Origin of the sequence: Priestia sp. TGN 0903, assembly GCF_050846855.1 — a bacterium.
Taxonomy (GTDB): Bacteria; Bacillota; Bacilli; order Bacillales; family Bacillaceae_H; genus Priestia; species Priestia zanthoxyli.
Genome location: NZ_JBOZGL010000001.1, coordinates 252,152 through 275,306 on the forward strand (window position 1 = coordinate 252,152; position 23,155 = coordinate 275,306).

Annotated in this window: 23 protein-coding genes; 11 read left to right on the top strand and 12 right to left on the bottom strand. The window is 36.3% G+C overall.

Annotated features, from left to right (window positions below):
* The first annotated feature begins 67 nt into the window (after window positions 1-67).
* Both ACRPLY_RS01365 and ACRPLY_RS01370 read left to right on the top strand, forming a co-directional pair.
* Window positions 68-2,029 (top strand): GTP-binding protein, encoded by a 1,962-nt coding sequence (locus ACRPLY_RS01365; RefSeq protein WP_432231473.1) that lies wholly within the window; start codon window positions 68-70, stop codon window positions 2,027-2,029.
* Between the two features lie 112 nt (window positions 2,030-2,141).
* Complete coding sequence (locus ACRPLY_RS01370) at window positions 2,142-2,453, top strand: hypothetical protein (protein ID WP_034327748.1); 312 nt, start codon at window positions 2,142-2,144, stop codon at window positions 2,451-2,453.
* Window positions 2,454-2,511: 58 nt separating this feature from the next.
* Here the strand turns inward: ACRPLY_RS01370 and ACRPLY_RS01375 are convergent, their stop codons facing one another.
* Complete coding sequence (locus tag ACRPLY_RS01375; protein WP_098999351.1) at window positions 2,512-3,033, bottom strand: hypothetical protein; 522 nt, start codon at window positions 3,031-3,033, stop codon at window positions 2,512-2,514.
* A gap of 224 nt (window positions 3,034-3,257) precedes the next feature.
* On the opposite strand from ACRPLY_RS01375, the gene ACRPLY_RS01380 reads away from it, so the two are divergent.
* The 7 genes from ACRPLY_RS01380 (at window position 3,258) to mbcS (ending at window position 13,270) form a co-directional block, all read left to right on the top strand.
* Window positions 3,258-4,661, top strand: a complete 1,404-nt coding sequence (locus ACRPLY_RS01380) for a glutamate decarboxylase (protein ID WP_432231474.1) — start codon at window positions 3,258-3,260, stop codon at window positions 4,659-4,661.
* A gap of 289 nt (window positions 4,662-4,950) precedes the next feature.
* Window positions 4,951-5,619: a hypothetical protein gene (locus tag ACRPLY_RS01385; RefSeq protein WP_432231475.1), complete on the top strand. Its 669-nt coding sequence runs from the start codon at window positions 4,951-4,953 to the stop codon at window positions 5,617-5,619.
* A 206-nt stretch (window positions 5,620-5,825) separates the two neighbouring features.
* Entirely contained in the window at window positions 5,826-6,833 is a 1,008-nt protein-coding gene (locus tag ACRPLY_RS01390) for a hypothetical protein (RefSeq protein ID WP_328170988.1), read from the top strand.
* Window positions 6,834-7,201: 368 nt separating this feature from the next.
* Window positions 7,202-8,275 carry a lysozyme inhibitor LprI family protein gene (locus ACRPLY_RS01395; RefSeq protein WP_432231476.1) on the top strand — a complete coding sequence of 358 codons (1,074 nt, stop codon included), beginning with the start codon at window positions 7,202-7,204 and terminating at the stop codon, window positions 8,273-8,275.
* Window positions 8,276-8,598: 323 nt separating this feature from the next.
* A complete protein-coding gene (locus ACRPLY_RS01400) occupies window positions 8,599-9,327 on the top strand; it encodes a hypothetical protein (RefSeq protein WP_432231477.1) in 729 nt (242 codons plus the stop codon).
* A gap of 1,507 nt (window positions 9,328-10,834) precedes the next feature.
* Entirely contained in the window at window positions 10,835-11,533 is a 699-nt protein-coding gene (locus tag ACRPLY_RS01405; protein ID WP_230932660.1) for a hypothetical protein, read from the top strand.
* Window positions 11,534-11,689: 156 nt separating this feature from the next.
* Complete coding sequence (gene mbcS, locus ACRPLY_RS01410) at window positions 11,690-13,270, top strand: acyl-CoA synthetase MbcS (protein WP_432231478.1); 1,581 nt, start codon at window positions 11,690-11,692, stop codon at window positions 13,268-13,270.
* A 43-nt stretch (window positions 13,271-13,313) separates the two neighbouring features.
* Here the strand turns inward: mbcS and ACRPLY_RS01415 are convergent, their stop codons facing one another.
* Window positions 13,314-14,276, bottom strand: coding sequence for a VanW family protein (locus tag ACRPLY_RS01415; protein ID WP_033579048.1), 963 nt, complete (start codon window positions 14,274-14,276; stop codon window positions 13,314-13,316).
* A 400-nt stretch (window positions 14,277-14,676) separates the two neighbouring features.
* Between ACRPLY_RS01415 and ACRPLY_RS01420 the strand changes: the two genes are divergently transcribed.
* Window positions 14,677-15,135: a MarR family winged helix-turn-helix transcriptional regulator gene (locus ACRPLY_RS01420; RefSeq protein WP_013057155.1), complete on the top strand. Its 459-nt coding sequence runs from the start codon at window positions 14,677-14,679 to the stop codon at window positions 15,133-15,135.
* A 35-nt stretch (window positions 15,136-15,170) separates the two neighbouring features.
* Here ACRPLY_RS01420 and ACRPLY_RS01425 read toward each other — a convergent pair whose 3' ends face one another.
* Complete coding sequence (locus tag ACRPLY_RS01425; RefSeq protein ID WP_432231479.1) at window positions 15,171-16,682, bottom strand: class I adenylate-forming enzyme family protein; 1,512 nt, start codon at window positions 16,680-16,682, stop codon at window positions 15,171-15,173.
* A gap of 411 nt (window positions 16,683-17,093) precedes the next feature.
* On the opposite strand from ACRPLY_RS01425, the gene ACRPLY_RS01430 reads away from it, so the two are divergent.
* The gene (locus ACRPLY_RS01430; RefSeq protein ID WP_432231480.1) at window positions 17,094-17,738 is read left to right on the top strand and encodes an SDR family oxidoreductase; all 645 of its coding nucleotides are present in this window, start codon (window positions 17,094-17,096) and stop codon (window positions 17,736-17,738) included.
* A gap of 34 nt (window positions 17,739-17,772) precedes the next feature.
* On the opposite strand, the gene ACRPLY_RS01435 is transcribed toward ACRPLY_RS01430, so the two are convergent.
* From ACRPLY_RS01435 to ACRPLY_RS01475, 9 genes are all read right to left on the bottom strand, one after another.
* Window positions 17,773-18,393 (bottom strand): NUDIX hydrolase, encoded by a 621-nt coding sequence (locus tag ACRPLY_RS01435; RefSeq protein ID WP_416420030.1) that lies wholly within the window; start codon window positions 18,391-18,393, stop codon window positions 17,773-17,775.
* 176 nt (window positions 18,394-18,569) lie between these two features.
* Window positions 18,570-18,845 carry a hypothetical protein gene (locus ACRPLY_RS01440; protein ID WP_014459988.1) on the bottom strand — a complete coding sequence of 92 codons (276 nt, stop codon included), beginning with the start codon at window positions 18,843-18,845 and terminating at the stop codon, window positions 18,570-18,572.
* Window positions 18,846-19,040: 195 nt separating this feature from the next.
* A complete protein-coding gene (fabZ, locus tag ACRPLY_RS01445; RefSeq protein ID WP_033579045.1) occupies window positions 19,041-19,466 on the bottom strand; it encodes a 3-hydroxyacyl-ACP dehydratase FabZ in 426 nt (141 codons plus the stop codon).
* 18 nt (window positions 19,467-19,484) lie between these two features.
* Window positions 19,485-20,288 carry a cobalamin-binding protein gene (locus ACRPLY_RS01450; protein WP_224980140.1) on the bottom strand — a complete coding sequence of 268 codons (804 nt, stop codon included), beginning with the start codon at window positions 20,286-20,288 and terminating at the stop codon, window positions 19,485-19,487.
* A 100-nt stretch (window positions 20,289-20,388) separates the two neighbouring features.
* Window positions 20,389-20,667, bottom strand: a complete 279-nt coding sequence (locus ACRPLY_RS01455; RefSeq protein ID WP_098999346.1) for a hypothetical protein — start codon at window positions 20,665-20,667, stop codon at window positions 20,389-20,391.
* Between the two features lie 15 nt (window positions 20,668-20,682).
* Window positions 20,683-20,868, bottom strand: a complete 186-nt coding sequence (locus tag ACRPLY_RS01460) for a hypothetical protein (protein WP_034266296.1) — start codon at window positions 20,866-20,868, stop codon at window positions 20,683-20,685.
* A 133-nt stretch (window positions 20,869-21,001) separates the two neighbouring features.
* Complete coding sequence (locus tag ACRPLY_RS01465) at window positions 21,002-21,217, bottom strand: DUF378 domain-containing protein (protein WP_013057146.1); 216 nt, start codon at window positions 21,215-21,217, stop codon at window positions 21,002-21,004.
* A gap of 133 nt (window positions 21,218-21,350) precedes the next feature.
* Window positions 21,351-21,824 carry a DinB family protein gene (locus ACRPLY_RS01470; protein ID WP_033579041.1) on the bottom strand — a complete coding sequence of 158 codons (474 nt, stop codon included), beginning with the start codon at window positions 21,822-21,824 and terminating at the stop codon, window positions 21,351-21,353.
* A 431-nt stretch (window positions 21,825-22,255) separates the two neighbouring features.
* Complete coding sequence (locus ACRPLY_RS01475) at window positions 22,256-23,071, bottom strand: protein-glutamine gamma-glutamyltransferase (protein WP_033579040.1); 816 nt, start codon at window positions 23,069-23,071, stop codon at window positions 22,256-22,258.
* Between the last annotated feature and the right edge of the window lie 84 nt (window positions 23,072-23,155).

Here is a 23,155-nt window from a genome sequence, read left to right on the forward strand (position 1 = left end):
TTTTCTTACGATTATTATAAAATAGAAAGTAACAGCTATACATACAGCAGTAAGGTGGTATTCAACAATGAAACAATCTAACAAAACGATCGGTATTGCAGCGCATGTCGATGCAGGAAAGACAACATTTTCCGAACAGCTTCTTTATCATACCAAAAGTATTAAACAACGAGGAAGAGTCGACCACAAAGATTCCTTTCTTGATACCCATACGATTGAAAAAGAACGAGGAATTACGGTATTTGCCGATCAAGGCACTTTTTTATATAACGGTTCTACTTATTATTTAATTGATACGCCGGGCCACGTCGATTTTTCACCTGAAATGGAACGTTCTATTCAAGTGATGGACTATGCGATTGTTATCTTAAGCGCAGTCGAGGGAGTCGAAGGGCATACAGAAACGGTTTGGCAGCTGCTTCAAAAACATCGTGTGCCCGTATTCTTTTTCATCAATAAAATCGATCGTGTAGGAGCAGATCCTGAACGTGTTATAAATGATATTAAACATAACTTAACCCCTGATGTTTTTGACATAACTTCAGAGCTTATAGACGGCTCGTTAAGTGAGGAACTTATTGAATTTACAGCTGAAAAAGATGAAGAGCTTTTAGATGCATTTATGGAAGGCAAGAATGATCAAGCTTATTGGAAAGCAGCTATACAAAAGCTTATTCAAACCAATCAGCTTTTCCCGTGTGCTTGTGGCTCAGCTTTACAAGATATCGGCATTGAAAGTTTTTTAGAGAAGCTCGATTTGCTATCAGAAACTCACTACTCGCAGGAAGAAGCATTTTCAGGGCGTGTATATAAAATTCGGCACGATGAAAACGGCATGCGCATCACGTTTATCAAAGCTCTAAGCGGGACACTGCAAGTTCGTGATGAAGTGGCTTATGAAAAAAACGGAGAGCTATACGAAGAAAAAATCACTCAAATTCGTGCTTATAACGGAAGCACATTCAAAAATGTAAATGAAGGTTCAGCCGGTGAACTTTTTGCAGTTACAGGATTGACTTCAGCATCCGTTGGAGACGGTCTTGGAACGTTAAAAGAAAGCCGCTCCTACGAACTTTTGCCTACGTTAAAATCAAAAGTTGTTTTTGAGCCTTCTGTTCATCCAAAAGAAGGAATTAAACTTTTTCAACTATTAGATGCCGAAGATCCTTCTTTACATGTGACGTGGGAAGAAAGGACTCAAGAGCTTCATATTCATGTGATGGGAGCCATTCAGCTTGAAGTTCTCGAAAAACTGATAAAAGAACGTTTTAATATAAACGTACAGTTTGAAGAACCAGAAATTTTGTACAAAGAATCCATTGAAAATACAGTGATGGGCTACGGGCATTTTGAACCGTTGAAACACTATGCAGAAGTTCACTTGAGAATAGAAGCAGCGAAACAAAACAGCGGAATTACCTTTGAAAATGCTTGTCACGCCGATGATTTATCCGTTGGGTATCAAAATCTAGTCCGTCAGCATATATTTGAAAAGCCGCATCACGGTTTGCTAACGGGGTCGCCTATTACTGATTTAAAAGTGACGTTGTGTACCGGACGAGCTCACAACAAGCATACAAGCGGTGGAGATTTTAGAGAAGCAACGTACCGAGCATTACGACAAGGGTTAGAAAAAGCCAAAAGTATTGTGCTAGAACCGTATTATGACTTTAAAATTAAAGTGGATATTGATCAAATGGGGAGGGTATTAGCTGATGTTCAAAGCGCACACGGCCGCTTTGATTCTCCTGTAACAACCGAAAACAAAGCGATTATTACAGGGAAAGTTCCTGTTGCTACTTTTATGAACTACGGTTCGACGCTAGCATCTTTTACGCACGGAAAAGGAGCGATGTCTCTATTATTCGGAGGGTATGAACGTTGTCATAATGAAGAAGAAGTTATTGAACGAATCCGCTACAATAAAGAGGCAGATCCGGAATACAGCTCATCCTCTGTCTTTTGCGCCAAAGGACAGGGATATACGGTTCCTTGGAAAGAAGCAGAAGAAAAAATGCACTGTTTATAAAAAAACACTGTAGCAATTGCTACAGTGTTTTTTCTCCATACCTTACCTTTACAATAAAAACCACATTATAGTATAGTTTACTTATATTTCTAAAAAATGAGGTGATAGAAACGTGGATGCTACTGTTAAAACAACTAAAAGCGGGATAATAGGTGGGGTTCTTGGAGGAATTTCACTTTTATATGTTATCATTAATACTTTATTGATCCTTAACTTTTTTACAGGACTTGTTGAGGCTGAAAAGCTTCAAGGTCTTCCTATTATCGCACCTATCTTTTTAGTTCCGCTCATGATTGTCCCTGCAATTATTGGTTTTTTTATAAAAAAAGACAAGCTCTGTCTATGGGCGATTATTTTAAATATCATCTTGTTTCTTGTACCAATTGGCTACCATGTCATCGGTACGTTAGTATTCGGTCCTTAATCAAAAAACGAACAAACTTCAATATAAAGTTTGTTCGTTTTTTGATATCACATAACCACTATTGAGCTGGAGCAGTAGCTGTACTGCTGTTTTCGTCTTTCACCATCATCCTTACACCTTGTACAACCGCAATTCCTTCCCACTTATCAAGATCAGGTTCAAGAAATTCTAAAGCAAACGTGTGCGGACGTAACGACAGAAACGAAGAAAGTGTGCGGACTTGAATGACAGGAACGCCGGAACGTAAAACGTCAAATTTACGATCTGTTATATTCCCCGTAATTTCATATGTATCGCCGTCGTTTCTAATATAAAGATACTTCTTTTTAAAAAAAGTGAATTTCCGTTGAATCATTCCAACTTCATTTCCGTGGTGATCTGAAATAATCAGCTTTGGCATAAGGGCAAACATTTTAGATTTACCTGTAAACACGATCTCTTCGTTTTTCAAAATCTCAAATTTATTAGCAATAGATAACTTATATGCGACATTTCCAACAATGTCTTGTGATTCATTATAAATAGGAGATTCACCTAATTCGAAAAACTTGTCTTGCAAAATAATTCCTTGTTTCTCCATCTAAAAACCTCCTTTAGAATATATTACCATATCTTACACCTTTTGAGTTTGATAAGACTATTTTCATGGGTATTATTAAATAAAGTTCGTACTTACGTGCTGCGAATAATGAAAAGAATGAAAATAGGTTTCAAAGCTCATAATGTGTAAAGGAGACCTGCTTGTTACAACACCAAGTGGAACGTAAAGCAATTTGTTAGATATACATAAGGAGATGATACTTTATGCCTCAATGGCATCCGCATCGTGAACAAAAAAATTTACCTGATGAATTTCCTGTTAATCCGCTTTTTTCTCGACAAGGAGAAGTGACGATTCCAAGGCTGCGTATTGGTGATCAAGGTATGCTTCCCGAAACAGCTTATCAAATCATTCATGATGAAATTGCTTTAGACGGGAATGCCCGCTTAAATTTAGCTACGTTTGTTACTACGTGGATGGAGCCTGATGCAAAGCGTTTGTATGGAGAGTCTTTTGATAAAAATATGATTGATAAAGACGAGTATCCGCAGACAGCGGCTATTGAAGAGAGATGTGTACGTATTTTAGCGGATTTGTGGAATTCACCTAATCCTGATACAACGATGGGTGTTTCTACTACAGGTTCATCTGAAGCTTGTATGCTTGGTGGACTGGCGTTAAAAAGACGGTGGCAGAAACTGCGTAAAAGTAAAGAGCTATCAACAGACCGGCCGAACATTGTATTTAGTTCATCCGTTCAAGTGGTGTGGGAGAAGTTCGCAAACTATTGGGACGTAGAGCCTCGTTATGTGAACATTAATGCAGATCATCCTTATTTAGATCCAGAAGGCGTCATTAATGCGGTTGACGAAAATACAATTGGTGTCGTACCGATTCTTGGAGTGACGTATACAGGAGTTTACGAACCAATTGCTGCTATCGCAAAAGCATTGGATGAGTTACAGGAGAAAAAAGGGTTAGATATTCCTATCCACGTAGACGCTGCTTCTGGAGGTTTTATCGCTCCGTTTCTTCAACCAGACCTTATCTGGGATTTCCGCTTGCCGCGAGTAAAGTCCATTAACGTATCGGGACACAAGTACGGTTTAGTCTATCCTGGCTTAGGATGGGTGATTTGGAGAGAAAAAGAAGACTTGCCTGAAGATCTTATTTTCCGCGTTTCTTACTTAGGAGGCAACATGCCAACTTTTGCGCTTAACTTCTCTAGACCAGGAGCACAAGTCCTTTTACAGTACTACAATTTCTTACGTTTAGGTAAAGAGGGCTATTATGCCGTGCAAAAAACCTCCCAAGAAAACGCGCTGTTTCTCAGCAAAGAAATTGGAGAAATGGACGCATTCGAAATTATCGCCGATGGTTCAGATATCCCAGTTCTTGCTTGGAAACTAAAAGAAGGATACACGCCAAACTGGACTCTTTATGACCTGTCTAGACAATTGCGCACGTATGGATGGCAAGTGCCTGCTTATCCACTCCCAGCAGACATGGAAGAAATCACAATCATGCGCATTGTTGTTAGAAATGGATTTTCAAGAGACCTTGCTCATTTATTTATGGTTAATTTCAAACAAGCCGTTGAATTTCTTAACTCATTGGATAGACCTGTTCTTAAAGACACGAAATACGACAATGGATTTCATCATTAATTAGGGACAATTGTTTCATTTTATAACTGGTTAGTATAAACCTTAAGTATTAATTACTTCTATCTTTTGGGTTTAAATTCGTGTTATAATAGAAAATGTTGTCATTTTTACAAATCCTTTGTTTACTTTATCTAAGGAATTTAGGATCGAGTTGAAAATAAATGATGATATCAAGATTAGGTTGATACGTAGAGACATTCTGTTTTGTGTATTAATAAAGTCTATAAAGAAATTAAATATGAACGAGGGCACTTAATAGTGCCTTCGTTTTTGTGTGGGGAGTTTAATTATGAAAAATGTATTGAAATCTAAAAAAGTGTGGTTGTTTGCAGGACCTGTAATTGGTGCTGTAGTTGTAGGAACTTCTTGTTTTTATATAGGAAAGGCTGTTCAGGATGACATATATAGTACAAACATTGATAAAGAAATAGTTACATATAACCAATTAGTGGATGAATACAACAAAATAAATGATAAGCGTAATCAATATATCGATGATATAGAAGATTTAGAAGATGAGGTTAGCGAGAAGAAAAAAGAAGTCAAGGAAATTAAAGATGCTATGGCTCATAAAGATGAATTAAACGCAAAAATCGATAAGCTAGAAGCTAAAGTTCAAGAAAGAACATCTACCGCTTCTGATTTAGATTCAGAGCTCAAAAGTAAACAATCCGAATTAGATAAATTAACAGCGGGGGTACAAGAAAAAGAAGATGCACCTAAAGAATTTAGTGCTGGCCAGTATTTTGTAGGTCAAGATTTTCCCGAGGGACGTTATAAGGCTGTTCCGGTAGGAGAAGGTAGTAATTTTCAAGTTTTTGATACAGAAACTGGAGAAGCGGTAGTTAATACAATTTTAGGTCATGATAAATATTCAGAAAGTGAATTTGTCTTTTATGCTCAAGATGGCCAATATATGGAGACGCAAGCACGCGTTAAGTTAATTGCAGTGGAGTAAGGTTCTTTGTGCTATTACATAGTACATAAACAAGTTGATTAGTAAAAAGGAGTCCTTAGATTTTTCTAAGGGCTTCTTTTTCATACCAAAAACAAGAAAATGTTATCATTTTTTCTTATTTTTGGTATAATAACCCCCTAAGGTTTTATAGTTCTTTAGGATTACTTGAAACCTAAAAAAAGATAAAAAAAAGGGGATAATAGTCTATGAAAATGTTGAAAGTTGCTTTTGGTATTCCATTGTTAGCTATATTGCTAGCAGCCTGTAGTGATGAATCCAGTGAAACGGTATCGCAAAAAGAAGAGTCTGCAGAGAAATCAACAGCGGTTCATACGAAAGAAAACGGCAACAAAACGGCTGTAAAAGAATCATCTCCGAATACATTACAAACAAAAGCATCAACCATTAAAAAAGCAGTTAATTCTAAAGAAGCTGATCGCGATTACTTATTAAACGTAATGAATGGTTATCAGTATATCCAAGTAGGTGACAATCAGTATATTTACTACGGGATTAATCAAGAGCAAAATGTTTTTTGTATGATGGAAGTTAATTTTGACGCGAGTGGTGATTATGTAGAAAACATCAATTTTGTTGATAATGCTTCAGAAGAACAAATTGCTTTGCTTCAAAACCAAATACAAGAACAACAAAAGCAATTATCAGACCTTGAGCAGCAGCAAATGGAAAAAGAATTAGATGATTACTACGCGCAGCTAGAAGAAGACCGACAAAAAGAAGAAGAGGCGCAGGCCAAGGCTGATGCAGAAGCTGAAGCTCAGGCAGAAGCTGATCGTAAAGCGGAAGAAGAACGTTTAGCAGAAGAAGAGAAGAAACAGCAGGAGGAAGAGGAAGCTCAGGCAAAAGCGGATGAGGAAGAAGCTGATGCTTCTTTAGAAGATGAGGCGCAAACAGAATCGGAAGCAGAGCAAGAAGAAGATACAGAAACCCTTGAGGAAGAGGAACCAGCCGAACAAACAGTTTCCCAAGAGCAAGCTATCCAGCTAGTTCGTGACCAACAAGGCATATCTGAAGATTCACCTCTTCTTGTAGAATACGATCACCTTGACGACTCAGGAAACTATATTATCCATGTTTATGAAAATGTTGTGGATAATGAAGATACAGGAGAGGAACATACAGCTACACAAGGTTGGTATCAAGTAAGTCCTAGTGATGGGTCCATTACTGATGTTACGGTAGATGGTTACTAATACTGTAATAGTTTTTTAGATAAATAGCTTTAAAATGCTTCTTAACAATACAAAAATTTCTTCAGGTGTATAGTAGTACTGTAAGGCAGTTCGAAGACATAAAAGAACAATATTGATGCCTCTTTAACACATAGAATAAGCATAGTAACAAAGCATCGACAGGTTTAACAGCTTTAGATTTAAAAATTGAATTTAAAGAAAAGCTCAATAGTCAAAAAAGTCCCTAACACGGGGCTTTTTTATTAGCAAATATTACTTTTTAATGTAGAGTGTGCTAAAATAACTAAGACTTTCAAACTAATAAACAGTTCTATCATTTGGATACATATAGATAAGATACACCTTACAACTTAAGAGGAGGAACAACTATGTACAAAAAAGGTATTATTTCATTAGTAGCTGCAACTACGTTTTTAGTTAGCGGGTGCCAATCAGAGGAGAAAGCAGATTCAAAACCAGTCGAAACAAAAAGTGGGAGCAACCAGGTGGATACAGGTACTAGTGCTGTTAAGACTACCCAAGATAGTAGCAAGGACACAAATAGCAATACCGTGGAAACTTCAAATGTAGAAGGTAGCGCTCATGCGAGTGATGTTCATAAAAATAGTAATCAGCAAAATTCAGGCAGTTCAAATGAAGATTCAACTAATGTTCCTGTAACTAAGGATACAGCAGCGCTTGTAATGGCAGACTACATAAATGGACTAACAACTGCAATTAACACGGGTGATTTTAGTAATGTTTCAGGGACTTTAAAAGGATCTTTGCATAATGAGCAACAATCTTTGGTTAAAAACTTATATAAGAAGGGAATTAAAGAAAACTGGGTAAGTTATTCTGTAGTCGATTTTAATCAGGCAGGGACTTCTTCTAATGGCCCTCTTTATAAAATACAGACTGTAGAGACTGTATCTGTTATACAACCAGATGGTTCTCAAAAGACAAATAAATATAATTGGATGTACACAGCAGTACTTATTAATAGTCAATTATACTTAACTGATATCGCTAAAACTGGTCCAATTACTACTGTATCAAAAACTGGTCCATCAACTAGTAACTCTGCTACACCAAGTATTTCATCTGCAAATAGTAGCACAAAAGCTAAGTACTTAAGCATACTAGAGCAGACAAAAGCTCAAGAAGTGCCGGCAACTTCTCAAGTTGATGGCGAAAGAATGAATCAGTCATATAGAAACTATGATAAGTGGGACAAGGTTCTTAACGATATCTATAGCGAATTAAAGAATCAATTGTCTGCATCAGAAATGAACAATCTTAAAATCAAGCAACGCCAATGGATTAAAGATCGAGATTATCAATCTACAAAAGAGCTTAATGAGGCTGGTGGAGGGACTTATTACTACGCTGAAGAAGCTCTTATCTTACTTGAAATGACTAGAGAACGTTGCTATTTTTTAGTTAATAACTATATGAAGTAATGAGTCAGTATTATTATCTGGAATTTTATATGTTAAAGCTAAAAAAGTGAAGAATGGTGAGGAAGTAAAACCTTTATTAATGAGAAGAACTACAAATGCATTAACTAGTGTAACACTTTTATCTGGAGCTGGAACTACACTAGCTACTACTGGAACGCATTTGTAGAGGTTATTAAAAGGCTATACCAATACCATAATTATGTACAGAAAGAGTAACGCTAAGTTGCTCTTTTTTTATGACTGAAATGTGAAAAAAGCAGTATTATTTTCCTTATATTAACTGTAAAATTAGAAATAATGATAAATGTAAATGAGGGAAACATATGAAAAAAATATTAGCTTATGCAGCTACTCCATATCTTGTTCTACTTCTTAATGGATGTTCTTTTGAACCAGAGATAAATTCGATTAAATTAGATACAGATCCATCTATTGAGGATTCTAAGTTAGCTGGCTATTTAGCAGATGGTACGAACAGTGTTTCATATTCCTATAAGGAAGAAGACGATAAGTATAAAGTTAATGTCAAAGCAGAGGTAGATAACAAGTTTTATGACAACAACCCTCTAGGCATACTTAATATCCTTTCTAGAACTGTTCAGGATATAGATAAAGATATAAGTGACTATTGTGGAAGAAAAGCTTGTGAATTTGGCAACTTAAAATTAGTTTCAGCTACATCAACTAAAAAAGATACTTACTCTATGAAAATTGATAGCTACGATGGAGATGAAGTTTTAGTTCGTGATGATGTAAAATATAAAAGGGAAGACTTAGCCTATTACAAAGATCCTGATGGAATATTGCCAGATCCGAATTATAATGAACATGAAGATGTTCTTACCTTAGAGGATGCTGTCTATCAATACATGGAAGATAAATTTGATGAAATTACAAACTACGGTGAAAATTACATACCAGAAATAGATGATCCAAAAGTAATAAAAGCTGCAGCTATATACTTTGACATCACGGAAGAAAAAGCAGATGAAATCTATGTAAATAAAGCAGTTAAAGAAGGAGAAAATTATAAGGGGGAGGACTATGAGTGAAAAGAAAAACTAAAAATCTATCCATAAAGTCAAGCGGATGGAGGGGAAGAATTCGTTCTTTTTCCTTTTTCTTTTCGATTCTGCATCAAATCAACTAATTACAATCTCATTAATATCACATTGATTCATAACGACCTTAAACTTATTATACGAATTACACGAAATTGTAAAGTTCTAGGATAAACCATAAGGCATTACTTAATTACATATAAAATGATACGTACTGGCGTATTCAGGCGATTGCGATTAAGTGAGCGGCCATTTTAACCATTTCTAAGATATAATCCATAGCTTGTACATAATTTAATTCATTTGACCTTAAGCGCGTCATTCAGTAGATTCTTAAGAGTTCTGTTTACAACCCGAAAATTAAAATCCCGAAAGCAAAAACAGCTGATTTAAAAGGAACCTACACACTTTAAAGGAAAAGCAAAGTATTCCAAGGATCTAAGAGCAAGGGAGACCCTAACGATTTTATTTCTTTTTCTAGTTTACATAATATATATTCTAGGAACCAATTGATAAAACACAAATTCTGTCTCATTATAAAAGTATACTTATGATAGTGAGACAGAATTTAAAAATGAGATAGGGTTCGTATTTATATGATCTAACTCACTAAACTAATTAGCAACAAGAATTGTTCTAATTGAACAATTGCAGATATGATTTTATAGAAATACATATGAATTTCACCAGTTTATTTTTAGGATTGATCAGTTCAATTGATGTTTAGATTATATTTAGAGAGTTTGAAAAATGAATGACTTATATAAATTAAATTTTACACTCATTCATTTTTTCTCATCGTATTCTCAATGAACCTTTTGCAAAACGATGAAATCTGTTTGTAATTAATATCTTAAGGATTTATTTGCTACTGAACGTATATTTTTCATTTAGTACATATGTTTGCATTAAATGGATTTTTATTCATCAACAAAAGTAAAAACCTCGTATTTTCTGTAATAAAATACAGTTATAAGTATTTTTATTCCACCTAATTCCTTGTTAAAATCACTATAAACCCCTTTCCTATCAGCTTTTTAGTGATTTTAGTTGTAGTTTCCTTTTTCATCGGGTATAATATTAAACAAATAGATGACGGTATAAATTGGATGTCATTATCCAGTTTTAAAGGAGCGATACTCATGAACATTACAATTTATTATGGAAATCATGAAGATAAAACAATTCATACAATGGATTGTCACGTAGATATCGATTTAGATGATGAAGATATGGTAGCTTTAACAGAAGCTCGTTAATGAATATATAAAAGGCTGTGGATGCTTTTCATCTGCAGCCTTTTATTTTTTTGCTCCCCCTCTTCTTTTCCATCTTTTAATGACCGCTACGTTTTAAGATCATTAGCTACTTTTATTATAAAATTTCAAATTCTCCGTTAACTCCTCTTTACTTTTCGACACATTTTTTGTATCATTAGATAAGAACATATGTTCGTTTTATTTTTTATCGTATTGATGATCACAAGGAGTGTTTTTGAATGACGGTACGAAAAAGAAAAAGAAAGAAGCTCCCTCCTACCCTATCCAATACAGGCTTTATTGGAGCAACGTTTGCTGATACAGATGAATTAGCACGCAACGAATATCACTTTCCTCGTAAACAAATGAAAATTACCCATCATGTCTTAGATGCTTTGCTTCAAGGGGCAACGCACTTATTTCAACAGCATAAAGTTGAAGCCGCTATCTCATGCGTGTATCTACCTAAGTACAAAAAGATCGGTTTGGTTCTTTCTAAACAACCTTTTGGCCACGATGAAGGCATTGGGTATTTTATTAATTACTTAAAGGAAATCGGACATATTGAATGGGATGAAAAAACGAAAGACTACGAAATACATAATACGAGTTTTATCGGCGTGGTATTTGCAGATCTAGAAAAAATTGCTAAGTTCACCTTCGACTTTGAGTTAGAATTACTGTCGAAGTTCGTCAAGGACTTAATTATTCCCGCTAAAGAGCTATTCTTGCAGCATAATGTAAAAGCGTATCTCTCAGGCGTTGAAAATGAAGATCAGCATAAAGTAGGGTTTGTTTTATCGATTAAGCCTTATGATGAACGTAAGGAAGCAGACTTATATTTTGTGGAATACTTAAAAGAACGTGGTTTATACGAAGAGGACGAGTCTGAAGAAGAGCTAGTACCTATTCATACAAAATGGAGCTTATTTAAATAACATATGTTGTACCCGCTGTCGTAATAAGACAAGCGGGTCTTTTTTTGCTTTTTTACTAAAACCCAAAACAAATTAGTAGCAAGTACTAATAGTTAGTAATATAATAATAGTAATGATAAAAAATCATTGATATCTATAATATAAGGAGTCGTTTTTATGATTCAACTAAAAGATTTAGTTCCAAGTGAACATTACAACTTAACAGAGGAAATTGAAAAACATGCATCCGATCAGCTTGCGCTAAAGTGGCAGGACGCTGACGGTGTACGTGAGGAAATTACATATAACCAGCTGTTAGCAAAAGCAAATAAGGTGGCAAACGGGCTAACGGAGCTAGGATTAACAAAAGGCGATCACGTGTTGGTTATCGCACCTCGCCTTATTGAATCGTATGCTATTTACTTAGCATGTTTAAAAGCAGGTATTATTGTAATTCCTTCTTCAGAACTATTACGCGCAAAAGATATCCAATATCGTTTACATCACGCTGAAGCAAAAGCGATTATTTCTTACCATCCTTTCTGCAATGAGATCGATAAGATTGAAAACTTCCCTACTTCTCTACAACATAAAATTACATTTGGTGCTGATGTTACGTCGTGGACGCGCTTAGAGTCACTTACAGCGGATGCATCAGAACAGTTCCAAGCAGCTAAAACAACTAAGGATGATACGGCATTCCTTCCTTATACATCTGGTACAACAGGACAGCCAAAAGGCGTTGTTCATACTCATGGATGGGCTTATGCTCACCTTCGTATCGCTGCTGCTGAATGGTTAGATATTAAAAAAGGCGATACGGTCTGGGCAACAGCAGGTCCTGGTTGGCAAAAATGGATTTGGACTCCGTTTTTATCTGTACTTGGACAAGGTGCAACAGGCATTATCTATAACGGACGTTTTGAACCTAAGAAGTTTTTAGAGATTTTACAGTATGAACAAGTAAACGTACTGTGCTGCACGCCAACAGAGTATCGCTTTATGGCTAAAATTGATGAACTTGAACGTTTTGACCTGTCTCACCTTCATAGCGCTGTATCTGCCGGAGAACCGCTAAATGAAGAAGTAATTAATGTGTTTAAAAAATATTTTAATATCCAAGTACGTGATGGATACGGCCAAACGGAAAATACCCTTTTGATTGGTACCTTAAAAGGTGTAAAAACGAAGATTGGTTCAATGGGTAAACCAATGCTTGAAGGGTTTGTAGAAATCATTAATGAAGACGGCGAGCCTTGTGAGCCTGGAGAAGTTGGAGACATTGCCGTTCGTAGAGACCTCCCTTCTCTTTTCAAGCACTACTATAAAGACATGGAGCGCACTAAGAAAACGTATAAAGGAAACTACTATTTAACAGGTGACCGCGCTTCTAAAGATGAAGAGAACTATTACTGGTTCCAAGGACGCGGAGATGATATTATTATCAGTTCCGGCTATACAATTGGGCCGTTTGAAGTTGAAGATGCGTTAATTAAGCATCCAGCAGTGAAAGAATGTGCCGTTGTAGCTAGTCCAGATGCTGATCGCGGCCATGTAGTAAAAGCGTATGTTGTTCTTGTTGATCATGTAAAAACAACAGATACAGGGTTTATTAAAGAGCTGCAAAATCACGTGAAAACTCTTACTGCACCTTACAAGTATCCTCGCGTAATTGAATTTATTGATGAATTACCAAAAACTAATTCAGGTAAAATTCGACGTGTGGAACTTCGTGAACGCGAGCAACAAAAAGCATAATAAATGAAAAAAAGACGTATCTGTTAGGATACGTCTTTTTTTATTAGATAGCACGCTGTGAAGTACGAACATCTACCGTTAAAACACCTGTATTTACGTTTGCATATGCTTTAATGATGACAGGATAATCTTTGTTGTTTGTGAACTTAAAATCAGGTCCTCCCCACGATACGGTCGCATCTCTTCCCGCAGGTACATAACCTACATGTTTTGAATGGTGAGACCTAGCTGTCACTTGAAGACCAGCGCCGTCAATCGCATTAAATAACGTAGAAGATGTTTGACAAATACCTCCGCCAATTCCCATCACCAGCTGTTTATTGATAATTTCAGGAGCAGGCTGATAGCCTCTTTCTGCTGTGCGCTCCCCAACTGTTTGATTATAAGAAAATGAATCTCCTGGTCCTAACACAACGTTATTAATTGCTTCTGCTGATAGCTGAACATTTCTATTTCTGCTTGTATCACTTGGACGAAAACGTGTAGAATACGAAGCTAATGATACATCAGCGATCCCTTGAGCAGATGCTGCCGTGACATTTGGAGCGGTTTCGTATATCGGAACCTTTACCTCCAATTGTTTCGTATTTAAGTTCTGCAGATTTTTAACAAGTTCTGCTTCTTTTAAGATGATTTGCTTGGATCCGCCAGTCAACGATCCATTTTCATCTATTTTTATGTTTTGCATAGGTGTATCGATCCCTTTTGCCAGCTCAGACGCTAACTGTTTAATTTCTTGATCATATACACCTTTATCCTTGTAATGAACCGGCTTGAATTCTTTCATTACTTCTCCTGTACGGGAATCTTTTAACTGATACGTCAGTTCTTCGACTTTAAGGACTGGCTTTTTCTTTTTCTCAGCCTTTTTTTCTGGTTTTTTAGCCGCTTGTTTTTGTTCGATCGCAGCTGTTTGCTTTGCGGAATGATTTGTATACATGCCGTACGCAATAAACGCACTAACAATTGTCGCGCCAAGCAAGAGCGCCCCTAAGACTTTCTTCATGTAATTGAATCCCCCCATATCTCGGCTTTACCTCAATATGTTTTTTCTATAAAAATATGTATACATTCATTTTATACAAACATCTTATAAAAGACGATCTGCCAAAGTGAATAATCACCATTTTTTATATTTTTTTCTTTATTCAACACATGAGGTAAAGCGGAATGATGTTCATAGACCCCATTTTTTCTTATGAACTCAATAGAAAACAAATGTTGTATGCGTTTCCTGTTATTACTATTCTTATATATAATAGCACGAAAACAAGGATTTTTTAACGAATTATGGTAATTATTTTAAAATTTTTCTGACAATTTTCGCGGTGTTGTTCATTTTTCTATGGGCATTATACATGGTATAATGGTAAAAATGGAATTTGTTTTATGAGGAGGATTTACGCTTGACTGAACGTTATAGCAAAGAAGAGATTAGTCATCAGCTAGAAAGTATAGATCATGTAAAAGAAGCTCTTTTAAAATATAAAAACACCGTAATCGGTGAGAAATATGATTTGCTTCCCTACCATTTAACTTCAACAAAAGAGGCAATCTTAAAGACGATTCACGATAAAAAAAGCTGTATTGTTAGCGATATCACAAAAGTACTTGGGCTCTCACCCGGTGCTATCACCATTGTATTAAATCAATTAGAAGATGATGAGCTTGTGAATCGTATATATAAAAAGCAAAACCGCCGAAGCGTGTGGGTAGAGTTGACGGAAAAAGGCGAAAAAGTTGTCGAAATATTGCAAGCTACTCGTGTCGATTTTTGGTCAGATTTACTTTCACACTTATCAGAAGAAGAAAGAGATCAATACTTTCACATTATGAAAAAAATATCTCAAAAATTACAGCAATAAATATAAAAAAAGCGGCTATAAGGCCGCTTTTTTTATTATGCGTGTGCTAAAGCTTGTTTTTTCACTTCGTTTTTCAACACTTTTCCTACGCTGTTTTTAGGAAGTGATGAAACAAATACAACAGTTGGCACTTTATATGGTGCTAATCGTTCTTTACAGAAATTCACTACGTCTTCTTCAGTTAGAGCTGACGCTGCTTGTTTAACAACAAATGCATATGGAACTTCGCCGTACACATCATCAGGCATGCCGACAACTGTCGCTTCTAACACACCGTCTGCTGCTAGGACAACTTCTTCTACTTGATCTGGGTAGATGTTGTCTCCTCCATATACAATTACATCTTTATAGCGTCCTTCAATATAAAGAAATCCGTCTTCATCTAATCGACCTGCATCGCCCATCGCTAACCAGCCATCTTGTAAGACAGCATTTGTTGCTTCTTCGTTTTGCCAGTAGCCTTTAAATAGATAAGGGCTTCGTACAAGCACTTCACCTTTTTCTCCAGTTGGAACTTCTTGACGTGTTTCTGGGTCTAAAATTTTAACTTCCACATGTGGAGCCGGTTTTCCAGCTGAGCTTACTTTCTTCCATCCCATTTGAGGATGCCATGAACTGATAATCCAAGCTTCTGTGCTTCCGTATCCTTGAGCTAAAATCATACCGTTACGGTCATATTGTTCGATTAAAGACTCTGATACTTTTGTTCCGCCTGACACAGCAAGTTTTAGAGGGAAATCATAGTGATCTCCTTTTTCAAGCTCTTCTACGATGTATTTTAATGCTGGTGGTAGTGCAAACAGCATTTTAATGTTTTCTTTTTCGATTACCTCAATTACTTTAGCTGGATCTGTTTCTTCAGAACATACCATTGTGTTTCCTGTGTTAATGCACATAAATAAAATACTCATCGAACTCATGTGGAAGAATGGATGAACAAATAAATAGCGCATGCTTTTATCAATATTTGCACGTTCTTCCTGTCCGCCAGAGTTTAAAAAGGCACTTACCGATCCGTGTGCAATCATACATCCTTTTGATTTACCTGTTGTACCTGATGTAAACATCATTAATGCTAAATCTTCAGGAAGTACTTCAGGAAGTGCTTCTGGTGTGTTTGTGTTATACGTTGAGAATTGAGTTGTAAATTCTTTTGCATCCTCAATTTTTAACGTAAAGCTAAGTCCAGCCGTTTGTTCCGCTTTTTCTAATACAGACGTAAATTCATTGTGGTGGATAATCGCTTTTAACTGTCCGCTTGTAATAATGCTATCAAGCTCATAAGGTGTCATGCTCTTACTTAATGGAACAACGACTGCTCCCACTTGTAAAATCCCCATTGTAACAACTGGGTAAGCAATGCTTGTATGAGCTAAAATACCAATACGATCTCCTTTTTGAATTCCTTTCTCTAAGAAGTAATGAGACAATTGATTTACTTTTTCATGAAATTCATTAAATGTATAACGTTCATTATGTTCAACTAGTGCTTCATGTTGAGGAGAAATCTCTGCACGTTCTGCGACTAAGTATTGTAATGTGTTCATTTTATCCTCTCCTTTGTCCGCTCGGACTAAATATTTCGTTCGTGAATATTTTAATGACTAAAACATAATAACAAAAAATTTTTCCGAAGTAAAAGTTTAAAATTATCAAAATGTGTTTATATAGGTTGTATCGGGAAATGTTAAAAGAGATGCTGTTTTTAAGAAGTGTTGTATTACCAAGGGTTTGAGGAAAATTTACAAAATTTAAACAGTTCAGACACTGGGTTTAATGAACTATTTTTTTCCTTTTTTTGTTTGTAAATTAGTTTTTATTTCTTGTTTTTCATTTTTTTAATATATTTTCTTACTTTCCCCTTATTCACCGGATTTTGAGCTCATTCATTGAATGAAAACGGTGAATATGAAACAATAATATATAAGTATTTGGATTTGAAAGGAGCAAATTTAGACATGAAAGTTCTTGTAATTGGTGCGAATGGTCAAGTAGGCAAACATATTGTAAACATTTTGAATGAAAGTGATGTGCACACTGTACGTGCGATGGTTCGTAAAGAAGAACAAGCAAAAGAGCTTGAAGCAAGAGGTGTAGAAACGGCTTTTGCGAGCTTAGAAGGCACTGTGCATGAAATTAAGGAAGTGATGAAAGGCTGTGACGCCGTTATCTTTAGCGCAGGATCAGGCGGCAGCACAGGTCATGATAAGACACTTTTAATTGATTTAGATGGAGCAGTAAAAGCGATGGAAGCTGCAGAAGATTTAGGAATTAAACGATTTGTGATGGTAAGCGCCCTTCAAGCACATCACCGTGAAAACTGGAATACTTCACTAATTCCTTACTATGTAGCCAAACATTATGCAGATAAAATCTTAGAAGCAAGCGGATTAACATATACAATTGTTCGTCCAGGCGGATTGTTAAACGAACCAGGAACAGGACGTGTAGATGCTGGGGAGAACAAAGGGCGCGGATCCATTCCTCGTGAAGATGTCGCGCGTGTGGTAGTAGAAACGTTAAGTGAAGATCATACATTCGGACGTTCTTTTGATTTAGTTTCAGGTGATACACCTATCACAGAAGCTATTCAATCTATTTAATATAAAAAAGCAGCGAATGCGTATTCGCTGCTTTTTATTTATCATTTAATACATGTATTAAATGATAAATTACTTTTGCTGTCAGTCCCCATATGACTCGATCTTCATAGTAATAAAAATGTTCTTCCATCTCTCTTGTTTGCCAATTATAATTTTCACCACCAATAATCGCGTCATAAGGAAAATTATGTTCGGGTTCTACTCTGAAATTAATATTGTGTATATCAGGTTCGGTACGCTGAAAAAAAGAAAGAGGCGCGGTAAATACTTCTGCTACTTCCGAAGGATTCGGTCGAAGTTCAAGCGACTCATCAATGAAACCTACATAAGGATAAATGATTGTTCCGAATTGAGAAACAATATAATCTAAAGCTTGTACGTGCTGAATAGATTGGGGTGTAATCCCTAACTCTTCAGAGGTTTCACGGATAGCCGTTTCTTTTTCATCTGCATCCGTCTTTTCAACACGCCCTCCTGGAAAACAAATTTCTCCGGGCTGTCTACGTAAATCGAGCGCTCTTACTTCAAATAAAACTTGTAGTTCCCCTTGTTTTTCAATAAGCGGAACAAGAATGCCGAAGCGGGAGAACTGCTCCATCCCAAGGATTGTCGGCATCCGGTTTTCTAACTTAGCTATAATGCGGGATGCATCCATACGTCCACTTCCTTTCACAAAATGAATTATCAAAAGAATAGCGAGTTATAAGCTGCGATGTCAACTAACCTGCAAAAGAAAGCTGTTATCTTTATTATATGAAGAGATGTATTGAATTGACACTACAATTGATAAAAATATATAACATAAATATAAATAAAAACAGATAGCACCGGCTACCTGTCTTTTTGTCTTGTTTTTAACAAACCATAAATAAGTAAAAAGAATGCCACCACACTGATAAGCAATCCTCCTACTTGCTTATCAGTGAGTCCAAAACGAAGCTGAAGCCAAAAGATAACCAAGCAAATCAAAATGACGCTGGTAGCTAAATAAAAGTAAATGCTGTAGAAAAACGGATTCGTTCTTTTCCGTTTGTAGACAAGTAGTGAGATGCCTATATACGTACCCAATAGTGTGAGTAATACAACAACTTCCGTTAATGTTCTCACTGCATTCTCCCCTCTCCCTTTTTTCTTCTATACCCCGTTTCTTCTTTTATCAAAAGGTAAAAAGGTATTCATAAAAAACCGCTTTTACGACATAAGGCGGTTTTCTCGCTACGCTTTATCCTGAATTATTTCCTTTTTTACATCGGTCGTTTTCATCTTACTAACATCAGCTGCTTTTTTACAAAGGCGTTTGTATTATACATCAAGAGCAAAGGTAATGACCGCTTCACAAGCTAATTCGCTGCCTACAAATGCTTTTCCTTTTCCTTTTACAATCTTTCCGCGCTGCTTAAGAATCTCAAATTCTAAGCGTAGTGTATCTCCTGGCCTTACTTGACGCTTAAAGCGACATTCATCTATTCCTGCTAAAAAAGCAAGTCTTCCTTTTTGGTGGTCATCCGTAGCCATGGCAAATCCGCCGAGCTGAGCAAGAGCCTCCACAATAAGTACACCAGGCATTACCATGTAGTCCGGGAAGTGACCTTGAAAAAAAGGTTCATTTGCTGTTACTTGTTTAATTCCTACAGCAAGCTTTCCTTCTTCTTGCTCTAAGATGCGATCAACAAGTAAAAAAGGATAGCGGTGTTGAAGGGTATGTTTTATTTGTTCAATATCTTTCATATGTATCGCTCCTTTTTCTTATAATAAAGGGTCCTTACCGTCAAATGCAGGGAACGTATCTGGATGAAGAAGCGGCGCGAGTTTTTTTAACCCTAACAGCAATCGAGGTGAAGGACGACAATACAGCCATTCTTCTAGTACATATACACGATGTTCTTTTATGGCCGGCATGTCAGACCAGTTCGGTCTCTTGTGTAAAATCGTTGGATTTACTTTGTTTGTCTGTACGCCTACCCAAGCCAAACACACGTGATGTGGATTTCGTTTGAGCACTTCTTCCCAATCACTCTGTACATTTGCTTCTTTGTGATCAGCAAATATATTTTCTCCTCCCGCTAACGCGCTAATTTCGGTCAGCCAGTTTGCTTTTCCAGGAGTAAAAACGGGTTTTGGCCACCATTCCCAGTATACAGTGGTTTTTTCGATTTGACTTGCCATTCCTTTATATGTAGAAAGAAACTGATCATACCGCTCTAACAGTTCAGCTGCTTTTGTTTCAATATTTAATCGCTGGCCTAAATCCTGTAGATTTTGACGGATATCTTCTAGCGAATTAGGATTATATACGACGTAAGGTATCTTTCGTTTTTTAAGTTCTTCAATATTTCGCTCCATTCCAGGAACGCTTAGTGAAGCTAGGACTAAATCTGGCTTGGCTTTTTCCACCGCATCCATATTAATAGATAAATCGGGACCTAAACGCGGCAGACTCTGAATAGACTGCGGCCAATCGGAATAATCATCAATTGCTACGAGCAAATGCTCACATTTTAAATACGCTATTAGTTCTGTATTGCTTGGACAAAGCGAAACAATTCGCATATTTCCCCTCCTGCATCCATTTCTTTTTTTCTATTATACAATAGATTTCTATATAAAAAGCAGAGACTTTCACTGAAGTCTCTGCTTTTGGTGCTCTTTCTTATCCACCCATCGCACGATAAAAGAAATAAAAGAAACCCAAACAGCCAAGTGAACTAATGCTTGTAGTTAAAATACCGATTGAAAGCAGCACCTGTCCGTCTCTTTTTTGTTTGTATCGCAGCATATAATAAAAAGCTAAAAGGGTGCCAATAAGTAAATAAATAGCCCATATGTAAGGTAGATTCTTTAGCTGAAAGATGTATTCTTGATTAAATAATAAACAGTAAATAAAAAAAAGATTTACGATAAAAAAGCTAGGAAGTACACTTTTATTCATCTATTAAACCCTCTTCTATTCTTTATTTTCTGCTATAGTTATCTTGTTTTGATTTCTCAGTTCATCCCGTATTTCACGTAAATATTGATTTCTCTCTTTCATTCGCTTTAACACTATAACAATAACAGCTATCATACCAGCAATGATTCCTATATAAAGAACTCCAAACACTAAGATAGGTACTACACCCCAAAGCTCCATCTCATCCCTCCTACTTTTTGGTTATTACCTTATTTTACCTTATTTTGTAAAGGTGTCACGTCTTTTATCCATGAAAAAGGGGGTTTGAATATACATTCAAACCCCCTAAAAAGATAATAAAAAATAATATTTATTATAGCGCTTTGCTTTTGACACTTGCTCCCGTTCCGAAGAACTTATCAAAAATTTGATAAAGAGCAGACAGGCCAACTAACCAATAAATCGTTGTTACTAACCAATCCCAAGAGCCAAATAGCTCTTCTACTACATTCACGCCTAATGCTACAGCTAACCAATTTAAACCGCCTAAAATCACAAGAAGAGTCGTTAAACCTGAAAGAAATTTCACGTTGTCACCTCCTTGCGAACTGCATTAGGAAAAGCAGCTCATGTTACATCTTATGCGCTGTATAGATCAGTATATGCATAGGCGCTATGTAAAATAGTTATAAAGAATATGTGATTTATTCTTTTTTATTTCCTTATTGTGCAGCTGCTGCTTTCCCAATTTGCTTAATCGTTTCTACATGCATCGCTTCGTGATAGAAACTGAATAAAAACGTTTCGCCAACTGTTGTAAAGTTGATACCCGCTTTATTTGTAAAAGGTGTGATTAACTGCTTATCAAACTGCCCCGGCATGAACTCTTTAATACGGCGTGCTTGGTCTTTCAACACATTCGCAATTTCTTCAAGAGATGGAGCAGCCTCGTTCCAATCAGCAGGTTTTGTTCCGGCACCAAAAAAGCTTTCATAACTCTCTGGCGTTTGCATCGGTTCACCAGCTAAGCCAAACACAAGCTTTTCTTGAATAAAGGCAATGTGTCCAAGATTCCAGCGAATATTGTTATTGAACCCTTTTGGTGTGATGTCCGCTGCCTCTTCTGTTGTTTTTTCAAGGATACTAATCGTAATTCCTCTTACAACGTCCATATGTTTTAAAATCATGTTTTCCATCGTCTAATCTCTCCTTACGTTGTCGTATTAGATAAACTATTCAATGTCTATTGTGCACAAATTACCCCTTAAATGCCACCCATAACATTTAAACCTTAAAATAAAAGAAAATTCAAAAGAAAATCCCCCTATATAAAAACTAGGGGGATTTTTTAAGCAGAAGACTTTAAATTTGAGACAGGTCCTTTGTTTGGCTTCGGTTTTAGCTGACCAAGCTTATTTTTCAGATAATCTTTTAATGCGCCGCGTTTTCTCTTGCGTCTTTTATCACGATTTTTAATAGTAATCTCCTCCTTTCCTTTTAGTTTTAAGACCTGCGTATTAAATGGATTCTTCTTTTATACATAAAATCCTTTTGAATTCTCAAATTTACCTTCATGTAATTCTTTCCTTTTTACAAAAAAAGACCAAAGTATCAAAACTTTGATCATTCAAGCTACATACGTAATCGATCCAATAGTGGAAATAATAGCGCTGTTTCTGTCATACCAAACAACAGGTTCGTATCTAACCGCCAAATAACTGAGGTGAGCGGTGTGAAGCCTGACAATTTCATCTGACAGGTAAGCTGATTGCTTTGCGTTGTCTTTTCTCTTTAAATTTAACACTTCAATAATTCTTTCCCGCGTCGTAATTCCAATTCCATGACCAAAATATAGAGTTTCATCTAATACAATGGTGTTTTCACCTTTCCACTGGGGAGTATCAGGGTTATAATCAGGGTTTTTAAAATACGCACAGTCTCCGGGCAAGTAGTCAGATCCTTTATAACCATGAAGCTCAAGATCTTCATCGTATTGCCAATCGTGTAAGTAAAGATCAGCAAAAAGCCTGTTAAAATTTGCTTTTCCAATATTATTTAATACAGCTTTGTAAAAGATGATGATAACAGCCGTCGCGCACTCAAACGCGTATTCGTGTCCGTTGTAAAAAATATCATCGATGGCCTGATGAGGAGAAACGGTAGGTAGTAGCTGAAACCCTCCGTTATCGGTTCGTTTCCAATACTTTTCGTTGCACCTAGAACGGGCGAATGTAGCAAACCTAGCGCCGCTTTTGCGCAGCAACACAGACGATTCAATAATTTGTAATTTAACAGATACATCAAAATCAAGCTGGTCAAATGTAGCATACTCATACACTTCCCTATAGGCATCCATTTGTTTTAAAATGTCTGCTTTTTCTTTTGTTAACGAACTATTATTTAAATCGCTTATTTTCACAATTTGTTGATTAACTTTAATCATAGACGTTCTCTCCTTTACAGAAAATGATATCAATCACCTTCTCTAACAGGATATTGATAAAAAATTATTTTGTGTATCTTCATT